This window comes from Oryzomonas rubra (assembly GCF_008369015.1).
In the GTDB taxonomy this organism is placed as follows: domain Bacteria; phylum Desulfobacterota; class Desulfuromonadia; order Geobacterales; family Pseudopelobacteraceae; genus Oryzomonas; species Oryzomonas japonica.
The window spans coordinates 34868-50041 of record NZ_SRSD01000010.1; the positions used below are offsets into that span (position 1 = coordinate 34868).

At 56.3% G+C, this 15174-nt stretch carries 23 protein-coding genes; 20 read left to right on the forward strand and 3 right to left on the reverse strand.

What is annotated here, in order from left to right; translation table 11 throughout:
- Positions 1-15: 15 nt before the first annotated feature.
- From ET418_RS15180 to ET418_RS15275, 20 genes are all read left to right on the forward strand, one after another.
- Positions 16-249 (forward strand): DUF3310 domain-containing protein, encoded by a 234-nt coding sequence (locus tag ET418_RS15180; protein ID WP_149309008.1) that lies wholly within the window; start codon positions 16-18, stop codon positions 247-249.
- Positions 236-877 (forward strand): FAD-dependent thymidylate synthase, encoded by a 642-nt coding sequence (thyX, locus tag ET418_RS15185; RefSeq protein ID WP_149309010.1) that lies wholly within the window; start codon positions 236-238, stop codon positions 875-877. The genes ET418_RS15180 and thyX overlap by 14 nt, the downstream gene beginning before the upstream one ends.
- Before the next feature lie 687 nt (positions 878-1564).
- The gene (gene tas / locus ET418_RS15190; RefSeq protein WP_149309012.1) at positions 1565-2575 is read left to right on the forward strand and encodes a TIGR-Tas system RNA-guided endonuclease; all 1011 of its coding nucleotides are present in this window, start codon (positions 1565-1567) and stop codon (positions 2573-2575) included.
- 534 nt (positions 2576-3109) lie between these two features.
- Positions 3110-3442 carry a hypothetical protein gene (locus ET418_RS15195; protein ID WP_149309014.1) on the forward strand — a complete coding sequence of 111 codons (333 nt, stop codon included), beginning with the start codon at positions 3110-3112 and terminating at the stop codon, positions 3440-3442.
- Entirely contained in the window at positions 3430-3783 is a 354-nt protein-coding gene (locus ET418_RS15200) for a DUF1937 family protein (protein WP_149309016.1), read from the forward strand. The genes ET418_RS15195 and ET418_RS15200 overlap by 13 nt, the downstream gene beginning before the upstream one ends.
- A 60-nt stretch (positions 3784-3843) precedes the next feature.
- Positions 3844-4185 carry a hypothetical protein gene (locus ET418_RS15205; protein ID WP_149309018.1) on the forward strand — a complete coding sequence of 114 codons (342 nt, stop codon included), beginning with the start codon at positions 3844-3846 and terminating at the stop codon, positions 4183-4185.
- Positions 4182-4313 (forward strand): type IV pilin protein, encoded by a 132-nt coding sequence (locus tag ET418_RS18660; RefSeq protein WP_218043406.1) that lies wholly within the window; start codon positions 4182-4184, stop codon positions 4311-4313. Before ET418_RS15205 ends, ET418_RS18660 begins: the two co-directional genes overlap by 4 nt.
- Before the next feature lie 11 nt (positions 4314-4324).
- On the forward strand, positions 4325-4828 hold the full coding sequence (locus ET418_RS15215; RefSeq protein WP_149309020.1) for a hypothetical protein: 504 nt from the start codon (positions 4325-4327) through the stop codon (positions 4826-4828).
- Positions 4829-5704: 876 nt separating this feature from the next.
- Positions 5705-5920 (forward strand): hypothetical protein, encoded by a 216-nt coding sequence (locus ET418_RS15225; RefSeq protein WP_149309024.1) that lies wholly within the window; start codon positions 5705-5707, stop codon positions 5918-5920.
- On the forward strand, positions 5914-6411 hold the full coding sequence (locus tag ET418_RS15230) for a hypothetical protein (protein WP_149309026.1): 498 nt from the start codon (positions 5914-5916) through the stop codon (positions 6409-6411). The genes ET418_RS15225 and ET418_RS15230 overlap by 7 nt, the downstream gene beginning before the upstream one ends.
- Positions 6412-6415: 4 nt before the next feature.
- Positions 6416-6670 (forward strand): hypothetical protein, encoded by a 255-nt coding sequence (locus tag ET418_RS15235; protein WP_149309028.1) that lies wholly within the window; start codon positions 6416-6418, stop codon positions 6668-6670.
- Between the two features lie 195 nt (positions 6671-6865).
- The gene (locus tag ET418_RS15240) at positions 6866-7531 is read left to right on the forward strand and encodes a hypothetical protein (protein WP_149309030.1); all 666 of its coding nucleotides are present in this window, start codon (positions 6866-6868) and stop codon (positions 7529-7531) included.
- A complete protein-coding gene (locus ET418_RS15245; protein ID WP_149309032.1) occupies positions 7528-8037 on the forward strand; it encodes a hypothetical protein in 510 nt (169 codons plus the stop codon). The genes ET418_RS15240 and ET418_RS15245 overlap by 4 nt, the downstream gene beginning before the upstream one ends.
- Positions 8038-8242: 205 nt before the next feature.
- Positions 8243-8413 (forward strand): hypothetical protein, encoded by a 171-nt coding sequence (locus tag ET418_RS18220; protein ID WP_188055615.1) that lies wholly within the window; start codon positions 8243-8245, stop codon positions 8411-8413.
- A gap of 25 nt (positions 8414-8438) precedes the next feature.
- Complete coding sequence (locus ET418_RS15250; protein ID WP_149309034.1) at positions 8439-8672, forward strand: hypothetical protein; 234 nt, start codon at positions 8439-8441, stop codon at positions 8670-8672.
- A gap of 151 nt (positions 8673-8823) precedes the next feature.
- Positions 8824-10608 carry a phage portal family protein gene (locus ET418_RS15255; protein ID WP_149309036.1) on the forward strand — a complete coding sequence of 595 codons (1785 nt, stop codon included), beginning with the start codon at positions 8824-8826 and terminating at the stop codon, positions 10606-10608.
- Between the two features lie 57 nt (positions 10609-10665).
- Entirely contained in the window at positions 10666-12075 is a 1410-nt protein-coding gene (locus ET418_RS15260) for a hypothetical protein (protein WP_149309037.1), read from the forward strand.
- Positions 12076-12090: 15 nt separating this feature from the next.
- Entirely contained in the window at positions 12091-12366 is a 276-nt protein-coding gene (locus ET418_RS15265; protein ID WP_149309039.1) for a hypothetical protein, read from the forward strand.
- Entirely contained in the window at positions 12363-12818 is a 456-nt protein-coding gene (locus tag ET418_RS15270; RefSeq protein WP_149309041.1) for a hypothetical protein, read from the forward strand. Before ET418_RS15265 ends, ET418_RS15270 begins: the two co-directional genes overlap by 4 nt.
- On the forward strand, positions 12815-13792 hold the full coding sequence (locus ET418_RS15275) for a hypothetical protein (protein WP_149309043.1): 978 nt from the start codon (positions 12815-12817) through the stop codon (positions 13790-13792). The genes ET418_RS15270 and ET418_RS15275 overlap by 4 nt, the downstream gene beginning before the upstream one ends.
- A gap of 3 nt (positions 13793-13795) precedes the next feature.
- On the opposite strand, the gene ET418_RS15280 is transcribed toward ET418_RS15275, so the two are convergent.
- The 3 genes from ET418_RS15280 to ET418_RS15290 all read right to left on the reverse strand — a co-directional run bounded on the left by ET418_RS15280 (position 13796) and on the right by ET418_RS15290 (position 15157).
- Positions 13796-14209, reverse strand: a complete 414-nt coding sequence (locus ET418_RS15280; protein ID WP_149309045.1) for a hypothetical protein — start codon at positions 14207-14209, stop codon at positions 13796-13798.
- Positions 14210-14433: 224 nt separating this feature from the next.
- Entirely contained in the window at positions 14434-14685 is a 252-nt protein-coding gene (locus ET418_RS15285) for a hypothetical protein (protein ID WP_149309047.1), read from the reverse strand.
- The gene (locus ET418_RS15290) at positions 14660-15157 is read right to left on the reverse strand and encodes a hypothetical protein (protein WP_149309049.1); all 498 of its coding nucleotides are present in this window, start codon (positions 15155-15157) and stop codon (positions 14660-14662) included. The genes ET418_RS15285 and ET418_RS15290 overlap by 26 nt, the downstream gene beginning before the upstream one ends.
- Between the last annotated feature and the right edge of the window lie 17 nt (positions 15158-15174).

Below are 15174 nucleotides of genomic sequence, written 5' to 3' on the forward strand. Positions count from 1 at the left end.
ACAGAAAGGAGAAGCATGAGCCAGAAAGATGCAGTAGACCATCCCCAACACTACGGCGGGAAGGACAACCCATACGAAGCCATAAAGGTGATCGAGGCTTGGGAACTGGGATTTTGCCTTGGCAACACCGTGAAGTACCTGTCTCGCGCAGGTAAGAAAAACCCTGACAAGGCCATCGAAGATCTGGAAAAAGCTGCATGGTACCTGCAGCGTGAAATCGAAAGGAGAAAGTCTGATGCAACTTGTTAAGCCATCCGTGGAGATACTCCACATCAACACCGATGCACTGCAACTGATCGAGACAGCCGGGCGCACCTGCTACAAGAGCGAGGACAAGATCACCGCAGACTCCGCCCCGAAGTTTTCCGAGATGATACTGAAGCGCGGGCACGAGTCGGTGCTCGAACACGCAACGGCATCGGCGCGGTTCATCTGCGACCGCGGTGTCACCCACGAGATCGTCCGGCACCGGATCGCCAGCTACAGTCAGGAGAGCACCAGGTACTGCGACTACGGCGGGGCCGTGGCCTTCGTGATTCCACCTTGGGTCGATATCGAGCCCGGCGAGTATACCGGCGAGGATTTGACCACCATAGACGATACCCTGGATCGCCTATGGTTTGTTGCGATGGCCGGAGCAGAGGCAGATTACCAGCACCTGAGAGAAATGGGATGGCGTCCGGAACAGGCCCGGTCCGTGCTGCCGAACAGCCTTAAAACGGAAATCGTGATGACCGCCAACCTCCGCGAGTGGCGCCACTTTTTCAAGCTGCGCTGCTCCCCGGCAGCCCACCCCCAGATGCGCGAGGTCGCCATACCGCTGCTCGCCGCGATGCACGCGCAAATCCCCGTGATATTCGATGATATGACATGCTGATATTTACCCTCGGCGGATTCAACAACATGACGTGGAAGGTTCCGGCACCGGCCAACCGCCACGAGCACCGTGAGCACCGTGAGCACAAGAAGACCGGAAAGGTGCGGCGGTAAGTTACAGCCAGCCAACGGAAAGAAGAAACCCATAGTATGAAAGCGAGCCACATGAATCGAGTCACCCAGAATTGAACAGCGAGCCATATGTTTAAAGAAACCCACTCCCAGGTAGCGAGCCCCTAAGATGAAGCAACCCATAAAGTGACAGCGAGCCATAAGAAGCGAGAAACCCGGACCTCTGAAGCGAGCCAACGAAAGAAAGACCCCCATCTGCGGCGAGCGAGCCAATGCGTGAATGAAACCCGATGAGCACAAGCGAGCCAAATTTTTTTAGACACCCAAAAAGAACAAGCGAGCCAAAATGAAAAAGCAATCCGTTTTTTCCTAGCGAGCCACTGATATGTAGCAACCCGATGAAAGAAAGCGAGCCGGAAAAGGAGAGCAACCCGATTTGTTTTTAGCGAGCCATCTGTTTTGAGAAGCCCAAAATATCTAAGCGAGCCATTTCGCCAAAGAAGCCCAAAAAGAAATAGCGAGCCACGAGAACCGAGAAACCCTATGAATCGTAGCGACATCATTCTAGCGACAAATCTTTAACCGATAGCAGCATACCAAACCACAGGAGGAAACCATGCCCGCAGGAAATTTTAAAACCATCGTCAGGGGCTGCTACGACATACAGCAACTCCGCATCCAGACCGGCAACCGCATCGTCGGGAACTTCAAGGCCAAGCTGGGCCAGGCTCCCGGCCAGAGCGAGGACACCCTGGACGACGAGTCGAAAGCGATGCTCGATCAGATCAGGGTCAACAATAAGCGGGTCGCCACCGGCGCCGTCGACGAACTGGAGCAGGAAGACAAGAAGGCCAAGAAGGTGGCCGGGTTCGTGACCAAGCTGCTCGAAAAGCACTACGCCATGCTTGCCCCGGACGGCCTCCCCCAGAAAAAGAAGTTTGCCGGCGATGCGGTGATCAGCGACTACACCGAGATCGCCTTGATATCGCAGTACAAGGAGCTTGAATCCCAGGAGGCCAAGCACTTCCGCAACCTCGGGAAGATACTTGAGGACTACCCGATCTACACCGAGTTTATGGAGAAGGTCAAGGGCATCGGGCCGGCCATGGCTGGCGTGATCATCAGCGAGATCGATATCACCAAGGCCCGGCACCCGAGCAGCCTCTGGAAGTACGCCGGCCTGGACGTAGCAGACGACGGCAGAGGCCGCAGCCGCAGGAAAGAGCATCTACAGACTGTAGCGTATATTGATCGGGACGGACACGACGCCACCCGCAACGGCATCACGTTCAACCCCTTCCTGAAGACGAAGCTGACCGGAGTCCTGGCCAGCAGCTTCCTCCGGGCTGGCGACAACAAATACCGGCAGATATATGACGACTACAAGCACCGGCTGGAGAGCCACGAGAACTGGCAGGACAAGAAGGTGCCCAACGAGAAGACCGGCAAGGACAAGATCGCCAGCGAGAAGGCGCACCGGCACAATGCTGCGATGCGGTACATGGTTAAGATTTTTTTGATCGACCTCTACACAGCATGGCGGGCGCTGGAAGGGCTGCCGGTCTCCGCCCCTTACCAGGATGCGAAGCTGGGGTACGTCCACGGCGGGGAGAAGCAGGCGGCGTAACGATTACGGCCAATAGGATGGAGAAACCCATTCGACCAAAGCGAGCCGCAAACTTTTAGAAACCCATTGTGACAAAGCGAGCCGGAGGTATCAAGAACCCCACAATGTACAAGCGTGCCATTGATTGAAAGAAACCCGAAATTGGAAAGCGAGCCGAATGACTTAATAAATACATGACAGAAAAGCGAGCCATCCATTTTTAGAAACCCGTAAAAAGGAAGCGAGCCACGAATGACAAGAAACCCACATGAGCAAAGCGAGCCGTAAAAGAATAGCAACCCATTGCCTTTAAGCGTGCCTGTATGCGCGAGAAACCCATCTGAGTTGAGCGAGCCGCAATATAGTAGCAACCCAGTATAGAAAAGCGAGCCAACGTGCCAGAGGACACCACACTGCTCAAGCGAGCCGAAGGATCATAGCCACCCAACCACGGGAAAGCGAGCCACCACCACTGAGAACACCAAAGAAAGTAAGCGAGCCATCTTGTGAAAGAAGCCCAGTATTAGCAAGCGACTACCAAAACAGGAGAAAACGATGATCAGCAAGCAAGAATTCGTGAAAGCATTAAATGCCATCCTCGCACGCGAGGCGCTGCGGAACAAAATCGACAATGACATGGCCGGCATCGGCATCGGGATAATCGCCGACCCGCTGGAAGACGCCCTGGTGGACGTGCTCGATGCCACCCTTGACCTCAATCATCCCCCGAAAGACGGAATCGTTAGCTGGTGGCTGTACGAGTGCTCGGCGGTGACCGCGCCGCGAGTAGGCAAATGCAGCATCGGGGATAAGGACTACACCATCACCACCCCCGAAGAACTCTACGACTACGCCATGGACTACCAGGGGGTAGCATGCGCCAAATAGTCTACGTCGCCGGCCCGTACACGGCCCCCACGAGGGAAGGCATCCAGGCCAACATCGACAAAGCCGAGGCCATTGGCAAAATGCTGCTGCTCCAAGGCGACACCCCGCTGATACCGCACCGGATCACCGGGCATTGGGACGCAGACCCGAGATTCTCGGGCATGACGGCGAGAGACTGGATGAACGACGTATGCCTCCCGCTGCTGGACCGCTGCGACGCGATCATCATGTGCCCCGGATGGATTAATAGCCCCGGATCCCTGCAGGAGCACCAGCATGCGGTCGTCACCGGGAAGCTGATCATGTATTTCGAGGACGATATGCCTGCGCTCACACCGTAGCGCATACAAAACAAAGCAGGAGGCCGGCAACGGCCATAAACTAAAGGAGGTAGCAAGAAGATGGTGAAAGAAGTGATGAAAGTAACAGGAGGGGTACTGCTGGGGATCGTGTGCGTCCTCGTACTGACATGGCTGTTCATGGGCAACGACTTTTTCATGTACAAGTTCTTCGCCCCGAAGACGGAAGCGGTCCGGCGCCAGACGCTCGAGCAATCAAAATCCTACAACCAGGGCATGGTGCAGGAGATCCAGAACATGCAGTTTGATTACATCAACGCGAGCCCGGAGCATAAGGCTGCCCTCGCCTCGATCATCCTCCACCGGGTCGCTGACTACGGCGAGGAAAAGCTGCCCGCAGACCTGCGGCAGTTTATCAACGGGCTGAAAGCAGGCGGCCTGTGAGAAAGGGATTCACGCTCATAGAGCTGCTGATCGTCCTGGCAATATGCGCCATCCTGGCTGCGGTAATCATCCCGCAGCTTCCAAACGGCATACCCGTCGGAGACGGGAAAGTGCTCAAACTCAGATAGGAGGTAGGACCGTGTACAAGATTTTTATGGTGATGATGATGGTGGTTTTCATGGCGGGCTGCAAGGTGGAGAGCACGCAGAGCAGCGACAACACGCAGCAACAGCAGCAGGAGCGCATCCTGCAGGAAGGCTCCGCGCAGACCGGCATGCCGGCAATCAAGAATTTCCGCGAGAAGAAGCTGCTCAAGGACATCTACGAACTGCGCGACCAGGACGGCCTGGTGACATACACCTACATCGTGGCCGAGATGACCGGCAAGCTGGTGTACCTGGGTGAGTCCATCGGGTACGGCATCCCCGCAGCGACGCAGTACACAAACCCGCAGAAGATCGCTGAGAAGAATACCTACCAGAGCGGCAGCTACGCCATCTTGCCCCAGGCCGACCCCAACGGGCTATTTTCTCCGGCATCTGCCGAGGGCACATGGGTCATGCTGAAGGATCCCCACGGCGGCAAGGTGCGGCCCGTGTACGTAGAACAACGGATCGTCGTCGCACCGTTCAAAATGCAGTAGGCAGACCGAGTGGCAGAGTGGCAGATCTGCCACAAAAAAATGATTGACAGCGGGGCGGCGTGGGAGCGGACACGCAGCGGGGCTCACATCAAAAGGCAACGGCAATAAGACCTGCGATATAGCAGTCAAGCATGGGAACGTCGTCTGGCAGTGAGGCCAGACATAGCCGGAGTAGCGACCGGCCCCCGCTAAATACGGGTATCCGTAAAAAGTCGTTGATGATCAAAAAACTACACAAATGAATTACACACTTTAATGCTTCATTGGGAACCAGAATGAAATACGGGACAGGAAAATCAGCGGATAATATCTGCGTTATTTGTGGTAGGGGCGGTGCTCGATCAGTTGGGGCAGGAGGCCGAGCACACAAGAAATGTATCCCAATCGTAAATGGGCAAACATGCCAACATTGTGACGCCGGATGTACATACCCAGACTGCCCCGCAGAAGGGTCGATAACCCAAAAGGGAGTAATCACTACCAACGACTTTTTACGGATACCCCTAAATACGAACAGGAGACGACAATGTCGCAAGCAGAGTTCAGAAAAGAACTTGTGAAAATTATGCCGGGATACGACTGGACCATTCACAAATCGGGCAACCCTGAAATTTATCTCTGCGCCACAGGCGTCCAATCAAGCGGATTCAATCGACTGTCAACATTGCAGGTTGAACGGAGAGAACGAGATGGGAGGGTCCGATACGAGGTCAAAAGCGCTGGTTACGGTAAAAGAGCCCCATGGCTGGCAACAGCAGTGGACGACACACTGGCCAGAGCGTTGCGCGTCCTGCAAAACCATTATGAAAATATGGCAGCAACATACAGAAGCCATGCGAGCTACCTGCAGCACGCGAGAACCCCCAAGGAACCGCCATGCGCTGGGACAATATGACCACATTGCCGCTGCTGAAAACAGTAATGCGGCTCAAAAGGGCGACAAAAACAGAACTATCGCTGATATCGGGCGTGTCGGAGCGGACCATCGGGACTGCCAGGGCCGGAAAGCCTATCGACGCTACCCTGGCCGGATACATCAGCCAGGCGCTCGTGCAGAACGAATTCAGCAGGGACAAAAGGGGGGGATGGTGACGCACAAGGAGTTGGTCAAGATCGCAGAAAAGTGGCTGCTCGGAACACGCAAGTGCTCGTTCGCATTTACCGAACTAGTGACGATGGGCACCGACGAGATCCCCGACGCATTAGGATTCCGTGACGGGCACTCAATACTGATCGAATGCAAGACCAGCCGGTCGGACTTTCTGGCCGACAAAAAGAAGATATTTCGTCGCAACCCACGCTTGGGCGTCGGGACATTCCGCCTGTTTCTCTGCCCCGAGGGCGTCATCAGGCGAGAAGACCTCCCGGCCCGGTGGGGCCTAATATGGGTAAACGAGAAGGGTAAGCCGCGGCAGGTAGTGGGGCCAAAAGGGAACGCATGGGGATACAGCGGGCTTGAATTCCAGCACGAAAGCAACCTGCGGGCAGAATACGCCATGATGGCAAGCGCTCTGCGCCGGCTGCACCTTCGGGGAGTCCTGCCGATGATTTACGAGCCGCTGAAAACCAGCACCAGGGAGTAAAGCCATGACAACGATATTGATTGTGGACGATGGATACGGCAGAGCGCAGATGATCGCCCGCAGCATGATCGCCCGCAGCATGATCGCCAATGCCGGTATTGAGCCAGCAGAGGTCATAATACGCCCTTCATATGACCCACCCGAGCAGTTCGCGGATCCCAAAGAATGCTGGAAGCCTGCCCCGACCGGACTCCCACGGAAGCAGCGCAAGAACTGGAAGATGAAGCGGAGGGAGCGGAAGAGATCCCGCAGGAAGTAGCCGCAGGCATCATTCTGGCCGGGGGCCTTTGGTAGAACACACCAATACAAAGGAGGATCGGAGATGGATGAAAAAATGAAAACAGCGGAAGATAAAGCTCCATCAAGCTTGTTGTTACTTGTTTGCGCAACTGGATGGATGATGACCAGCGCGTCTGCGTGCTGGTGATGGCAGATAAAACTTCGGAGGAACCCCATGAGTAATAACGAAGAGTTGAAGGAAAGAGCAAGGGTAGATATCAAAATTCTTGATAGTATTGGGCGAGAAAATATGGCTAGCCATATCCGGGATCTCCTCGCGGCCCTCAATGCGGCAGAATTGGACGCTGAATGCAACCGGATACAGGCGGTAGATCGCGGTAATAGTTTTTCCGCCATGCAAACCGAGAACGCTACTCTCAAAACAGGATGCCAGTCATTCCAAGATTCCTTTTACCGGGAGAGCAAAAAGACGAAGCAACTGCAGCAAAATAACGCCACTCTGGAAGCCGAGAATGCCGCCCTCAAAACCCGGCTCGCTAGCCGTACCTACTACCACGACAATGCAGCGGTGGAGGCCGAGGTAAAACGGCTGGAAGGGGAACTACTAAAATCAAACGAGCAAGCCAATGAAATGATTAAGCATTTGAGAGAGATGTTAGCCAAAACGCAGGGAGCAAATGAATGTAATTACAAGGGCAAACTTGCCGCAGAATCCGAACTATTCCGCTACCGGTCAGGGGTGGAGGTAGAAGGCCACGGCTGCAATTATGGGCACATAGGCGTATTACCCGCAGATTGGGCCAAATTGGTGCAATTCGACGGACAGCACGTTCGCATCCTGGTGATGGCGGACAGCAAACCGCAGGAGGTACAGGGATGAGCGTAGACGAATGCCCAATTGATTGCGATAGCTGCGTCAAGTGGCCATGCCCAGAATTGAACCATGCACCAGCCGATCCAACCGAGATCGACCGCCTCCGCGCCCTGGAGATAGAGTTAAAGCGATTGCTTGTGGTAGAGGAAGCATACCGCGAATCAATAATCGATACAGCTAGTCTCCGCACCAAGGTGGCAGAACTGACCAAAGAACGGGACCACTGGAAAGCCAACCACAATGACCTCAAGAATAGGCTGGCCTTTTTACGCCAACGCCCTGATTTGCCGGTAGACAGAATCCCCGTCTACGAGCAACTGGTCAAGGAACGGGACGCTCTGGTCCGGGAAGTGAATGTGCAGCGGGCCAGAGCCGAGTTGTTCGAGACAGATAAACACCACAAGGCGCAGCAGGAGGCGGCGCGGGACTGCTTCATAATCATGTTCGACGCAGCATCGTATGCCGAAGGCTTCGAGGAAATAAAGGCCAAATACCACCTGGAGGACGTCTGAGCGCCCGAGCAATTTTTTGCCAAAAACTCAAAGAGTGTTGATATTATTAATATTATTTCCAGCATTACCCGCTGGGCACCGTTGCAAATAGCGCCATAAAGGCGTAAGTAAAAAAAGGAAGCAAAAAGGACAACATTTTGTCGTCAACGGCCATGAATACTGGCGGTTGCTTAAAAAAGACCTATGGATTACCCAGGAGGAAAAGTTGAAGAAGCTGATCTGGAAAATCAGATACATGAGAGACATGGCGCGTCGCACTGGTAAGAGCAGGCGATTCTGCTGGTGGGCTGCAGGCCGTGAGGTAAAATACAACCCCGATTGGCGCGACGACTCTCCGCACGATGCGGTAACGAACGAAATGAGCTTCTGGAACTAGAAGACACCAAAAAGGACAAAGGAATATGCCACGAGTAGAAGCGACCGCCACAGGGAGGCAGAAACAGACGTTCATGGTCTGGTACGGCAAGCCATACAACCGGAGAAGCTTCCAGACAGCGCTTGCAGAGGTCAAGGAGGCGCTGGCCGAAGCCATACAGCACGGGCTCAAGGTAGATGGGCCAATCCTGCACTACCCCAACAACAACAAGAAGACGAGGCCGGAAGAGATCCCATACGAGCCGGAAGCCTCCGCATAATCAAACTGTTTGATATGCGCTACATAATAGGGCTATTATAGAGCAAAACTCAATACCTCGGTTATTTAGACTCGCCACCACGATCACCTAAACCCGGAAATAGCACGAAACAACGTGCCGTCTCCGGGTTTTTGTATTTAAGAGGGATACAATGATTAATCTCCCCAAGTCGTTCATGGAGGACGCCGTCGAAACTCCGGCAGGTCTCCTGGTCCCGTCCCGTTCCGCAGAATCACTCATAAAGGCCGAAGCCAAGAAGATGCGCGTCGAAGAGAACAAGGCCGCTTTCTTCTCCAAGTTCGCCCTCGCCCAGAACATGGTGGCCTACGGCGCCCGGGAGAAGCCCGCAGGCACCCCGAGCTTCGCCATCCTGTACGAGTCGGCCAAGCGGTCGTTTGTCGATGCCATCCTGATCCGCGCCAGGATAGACCAGCAGAAACGCATCTGGCAGAAAGCCAACGACGGCAAGAACAAGGATATCGGCTTTCGAGTGGTCCACGAGCGGCAGGACGATCCAGACTACAAGGTCACGAAGAACGACAAAGAGCGCTGCGCGGAGATGGAGAAGCTGCTCGGCAACCCGACGCCCGCCGAATTCATCTACCTATACCCGCACAACGTCAGGCCGCACACCAACCTCAAAGACCTCGTCTCGGTACTCACCCGGGCGGAACTGATCATCGACCGCAAATGCATCCTCCGGTACAAGCGCCGCGACGGCCAGGGGTATGCCGCCTTCCACTGGCTCCCGGGCGAGAGCATCAAGAACGTCGACGAGTCGGTGCGGGCCTGGGCGCAGAAGAACGAGAAGGACGGCAAGATCACCAAGGACACCATCGACAAAATGTCGCTGGCAACCGGCTTCGATATCGCCAATGCGGCATACGTCCAGATGATCGACGGGATGATCACGGCGGCATTCACCGACGACGAGATCAGCGTCCACATCAGCAACCCCAGCGACCAGATGAACCGGTTCGGATACGGCGAGTCCCGCTTGGAACTCTCGCTGGACATTACCACCACCCTGCTCATGGCCTGGACCTACAACCGGGAGATGTTCAAGACCAATTACCCCGAGCAGGTGCTGACCGTCGCCGGCGACTACGACAAGGAAGGGCTCCAAGCATTCAAGCAGCAGCTACTCGCGGAAGCCGGGGGCGTCGGCAACAACTGGCGGCTGCCGGTAATCCCTGCCGGCGATATCGATAACTTCAAGATCGAGAGCGTGAAACTGCGCGAGTCGCCAAAAGACATGCTGTTCGACCAGATGATCCGCCTGGCCATCATGCTCAAGGCAGCGGCATACGGCGCCCACCCCAGCACCCTGAACCTGGAAATGGACAGCGGCAACGGGGGAGGCAACCTGTTCGGCGCCAACCCGGCCAGCGAGATTGAATTCAGCAAGGAGCATGGCCTGATACCGTCGCTGACGGATATGTGCGAGTGGTTCACCGACTGCATTATTCACCCTCGCTATGACGACCTGAAGCTGATATTGGTTGGCCTGAACCCGGAAGACGAAAAGGCGGCGGTCGATATCCGCACCGCCCGGGTCTCCAAGTGGGACACCAGAAATGAGGCGCGCTCCGAAGAAGGGAAATCCCCGATTGGTTTCTGGCTGCCACCGGAGCAGTACAACAAGCTGCAGGAGGGGGATCCGCAGAAGGAACTGTACGACAAGAACCCCTGGAACTACCCGGCAGACGTCGCGATCCCGAACTACATTAACACATTCAGCATGGCCGGTCAGCAAGGGCAGGACCAGGGCGACGACGGCCAGTATGACGACCAGCAAGATCAGGGCGACGATCAACAAGACCAGGACCAGCAGGACGACGGCAGCGATCAGTATTACAAGGCACTGCGGAAGTCCCGCAGGGGAGCGCGGCGAAAGACCAAGTTTCTCCAGATCAGCCTCGACGACCAGCTATAGCGATCATTCAACGGAACAGGCTTACAGTAATCACCCCATATTGGAAGGAGAACACCAGTGAAAGAAGTCGACGACCTCAACAAAGCCATTGCCGAAACCACGGCAGCCGCCACCAGCCTCCTGCAGAAGTCGCATGTCAAGGCGTACACCAGAACCACCGCGTCCGGCGCAACGGTGCAGGTCAAAGAGCATGACGACAGCCGGAACCCGAACATTATTGGCCAGGCAACAGGCATGAACGACAAAGCCCCGGAGAAAGCAACATCGTTCAACCACAACGGAAAGGAATACCAGAGCACTGGTAAAGAAGGCACGTCGAATCACGACGGCAGGCCGGTCCGCGAGTTTGAGGCCGATGACGGGCATAGGGTGTGGCTCGACCATCATGCCAACGTCCATGCTGACTCGAAGGAAGAAGCCGACGAGCACCACAAGGGCAAGGCAGATTCCGCGAAGGAGTATGACAACAAGCGCCAGGACGCAGAGAAAGCGAGCGCCGCTGCCGACAAGCACCAGGCTGGCATGAATTGGGGAAAACCCGATATGAAGAAGCTGCAGGCGCTCCACCACGACGCAGCCAAGAAGCATATCGACGCCATGGAGGCCGCGCACCGCGCCGGCGACGGGGAGGCCATGCGCGACCACTACTACAAGGCCAGCGTACACCTGGGGGCCGGGCAATCGGCAGGGACTTTCAACCGGAAGGACGCGGAGCACAACGCCAAGGCACAGTCGGATATGGCCGAACACATCGGCAAGATCGCCGACCAGCACAAGACCGAGCACAATGCCCATTCCCTTAACCACGGGGCAAGTATCCACTTGCTGGCCGCAGAGCAGCACCGTAGGGCGCAGGATGCCCACAGTCATGCCGCGAACCAGAGCGGGTTCGGTAGTGAGCATTTTGATGAGCACATTGAATCGAGCAACTTCCACAAGGATAAAGCCAAGGAGCACGGCAGCAAAGCCGTCGATATTGCCGGGGTGGCCACCAAGGCCAACGACAAGGCATACGCCGCCAGCGAGAAAGCCAAACGCAGCGGAAAGCCTGAAGACCACAAGGCCGCCGCAGAGGCCCACCGGGAAGCCGCCAAGCTGGACTACGACTCGGAAGGCAAAGCCGATCACGAAGCAAAGGCAGCAGAGCACGATAAGAAGGCCAAGCCGGCAAAAGAAGACACAGGCCGGGGCGGGAAGACCACACTCGCCGACCTGAAAAAACACCCCAATTGGTCTGAAAGCGACCACCAGCACCTCAAAAGCAAAGGGTACTCCCACGACGAGATAAAAGACATATGGGACCGCGACAAAGCTAGAGGTAACGGGCCGCTGGAACACAAAAAGGCCCCTGACACCGTTGGGACCGTAAGCGACCCCAATCATTTCAAAAAAAGTTCCGGATCGGATGACGATCTTAAAAAGGCGACAGACGAAGCGATAGCTGCTGCCGGCACCATTTTGGAATAGAAAGGCCGCCAGAGAGTGAAAGCTACCATCCGGCATAACCTCTCCCCCGAGGAACTGACCAAGTCGCTGTCCGCGCTGGCCGAATCCGAGGGGATCGGAGAGGAACTGCAAAAGGCCCTGCGGAAGACCGCCACCTGCGACGAGACGCCGAAAGTCCCGCGCCAGGTGGCGGTCAGGCAGTTGTACGAGATGATGTGCCGCGAGTTCCAGCGAGCCGCCGATGACTGCGAGCGGTATGCGGAGATGATCAGCGGGAGCGACCGGCCCCGGCAGCAAGGGGAAGCAGCATGACCCCAGTGAACCAGGAGATAGTCGATCACGGCAAAGGCGACTGCCAGAGGGCGGCAATCGCCTCTTTGTTCGACCTCGATATAGACCAAGTCCCGAACTTTAGGAAGTACCCGGACAAAGGATGGTTCAACGTCCTGTGGCATTTTCTGCATGGGATCGGGTACGAATATCTCGGCTGCCCCTCCACACCGTCCAAAGCAAAGCGTCCAGACGGGACGTGGGTATACACGAGAGCCCCAGAGCTTGACCCGGCAGACAGCATCAACGGATATTTCTATGGAGTGGTCCCCAGCAAGACGTTCAAAGACACCACGCATGCCGTCGTGATCGATTGCAATGGGCTCGTCGTCCACGATCCGAACCCGAACAAGCGCTGGCAAGGCATGAACGTTTTGGAGTCGGGCGACCTGCGCTGCTGGTACATTTTGAAGCCACTCGAAGGCACACCATGACCAAAGACCAGATCCAGCAACTGACCCAGATGATACAGGACCGATACGCATACGTGGCGGCCCAATTTCAATCAGAGGACTACCACCCCGACCCGCAGCAACTCGAACGTTGGAAGCAGATGGGGCTCGTTCCCGAGCATGTCACCGCCGAGACGTTCACCATGAGCATCCCCCCGGAGATGCACCTGCTCAAGAACGCATTCATCGCCGGCAGGCTATACGAGGCCGTAGACAAGGGCGCCACCCTCGACGAGGTCATGCAACTGGCGCTCAACATGCCGCTCAAGAAGCCGGACCTGGAAGCGATAGCCATCGCCGAGCAGCAGACGGCGGCGTATATCACCGACAACGCATCGGACCTCGCAACGAAAATAGGCCAGATAGCGATCCAGAAGCGCAACGAGACGATCAGGCAGATGGCGGTGGACTACCACAGCCGCACGCTGAAACGGACCGTCCTGGACGAAGAGGCGAAGCGAGAGGCGGGAGAACAGATACCGCAGAAGTACGTCGAGACATGGCAGCAGTTCAAAAGCGAACTGCACCAGGCCATGGAGGACAAGTCGCGGGATTGGGATCGGGTCGCATTCTACGAGATCACCGACGCCCAGCGCCAGGGGCAGGCCCACGCGCTGCTGCAGGACGGCGACGTGGACAAGCTGGTCTACAAGATGCCGCTGCCGACCGCATGCCCACAGTGCAAGTACCTCTACCTGCTCCCGGACGGAAAAACACCTCGCTTATTCCGGCTTTCGGACATGATCAACAATGGGACGAACATTGGAAGGAAGCCGCACCCAGTCAAGGGCGGCCAGGTGCAGCCAGGGGGGAGAAACGACGGTGTACCGGCACTTAAGGCAGTTGTGGGGCTAGTTCACCCATGGTGTCAGTGCCAGGGCGTTTATGCTGCGACGGGATACGAGCCGTGGCTTACCGATAAGCAAAAGAGGATCATCGCAAGCCAGAAGAAGTAAGCACTACCGCGGCCCAGAGATATGGAGCCGTGACTCCCCCACCCTACCCCGCAAAGGCGTCGTCTCGATAACGGCGCCTTTCGTTTTCACGCTGATGGAGATACCCACCATTCCGCAGGTACAGTGGACCTCACCGCAGGCTGGGCAGACAGGGCAACCCACACAATCGATACGGCCCGGGAACCGACCGCATAAAAAGCGCGAGACAACAGCATCCATAGTGGGATCGAAAGAAAGGCGCTCGCCGTAGGCAATACAGTTGACCTTGAACCGGTCGACGACCAGGCCGTGAACCGGATCCTGGTCGCCGGCAATATCTCCGGCAGCCGGCAGATCCACGAAGTCATGGCCGCAGGCCGGGCAGAAAGCATCCGACTCGTCAGGCAGGTAGGAACAGTTGGGACAAATAAGCGGCATAGAACCCTCCAGGGTCATATGCCGCAATTATATCAAGGGGAACTCCCCGTGTCTATGGGGATATTACGGTTTTTCGCCCTACGAACCGGCTCCCATAAGGGACCAGCCGACCATGGCCGCAGGTAGGGCACACCTCCAAGTGATCGTCGTCGTGCGCCAGGGGATGGCCGCAGCACCAGCACTCGCGGACATAAGCATCGACGTTCTCGTAAGGGTCCAGGGCATCAACTTGCATCTGGCACCTCACAGAACCACCTCAAATAGCCATCCACCGCGAGCAGGAACGTCTGGCACTCGCGGGGGGATCCGATGAACAGCGTCACCTTACCGGCCAGAGCCACCGGAGAGCGGGCCTTTTTTATGACAGCGATCACGTCGCGGTAGCGCACCACCCCCAACCCGTAAGGCGTACTTTTCAGCACGCCGGTATTGAGCCCAGAGCACAACGATTCAAGCTGACGGAGTGTGGTCTTCAACTGAGCCTCCCACCTTTTCCAGAATGTCGCGGCCATTTTCAAGCGCCCGGACCAAACTGCTCTTGGTCATATCAATGCCCGCCAGAACGAGAATGCAGGATTTTAGCGCCGATACAAGCTCGTCGTGTTCCGCCTTCCGGGCCTCCGTTACCGCCTCGGCAAACACGCTGCCGGGCTTCGCCAGGGCAATAGCATCCTGAAGCTGGCGCCGTGCGCCATTTGCACAGGAGCGGGCCTGGGGCGTCAGATCGTCGCAAAGCTGAACCACCGCCAAGGCGGTCTCGGCCTCGTCGGCAGCAGACAACAAAACCTTTGTGACATCCACGGCGGCGGCTTCTGTATCATCGACTTTATCGGAAGCATGTGGCTCGATCTCGGCTCTACACACCGGGCACCGATCATTGCATTTTGAATCCCACAGATCGCTCCAGATTCGGCCACAGTGGGTATAATGGTTCAAAAACTTAGGCATTAGAAACCTCCAAACGA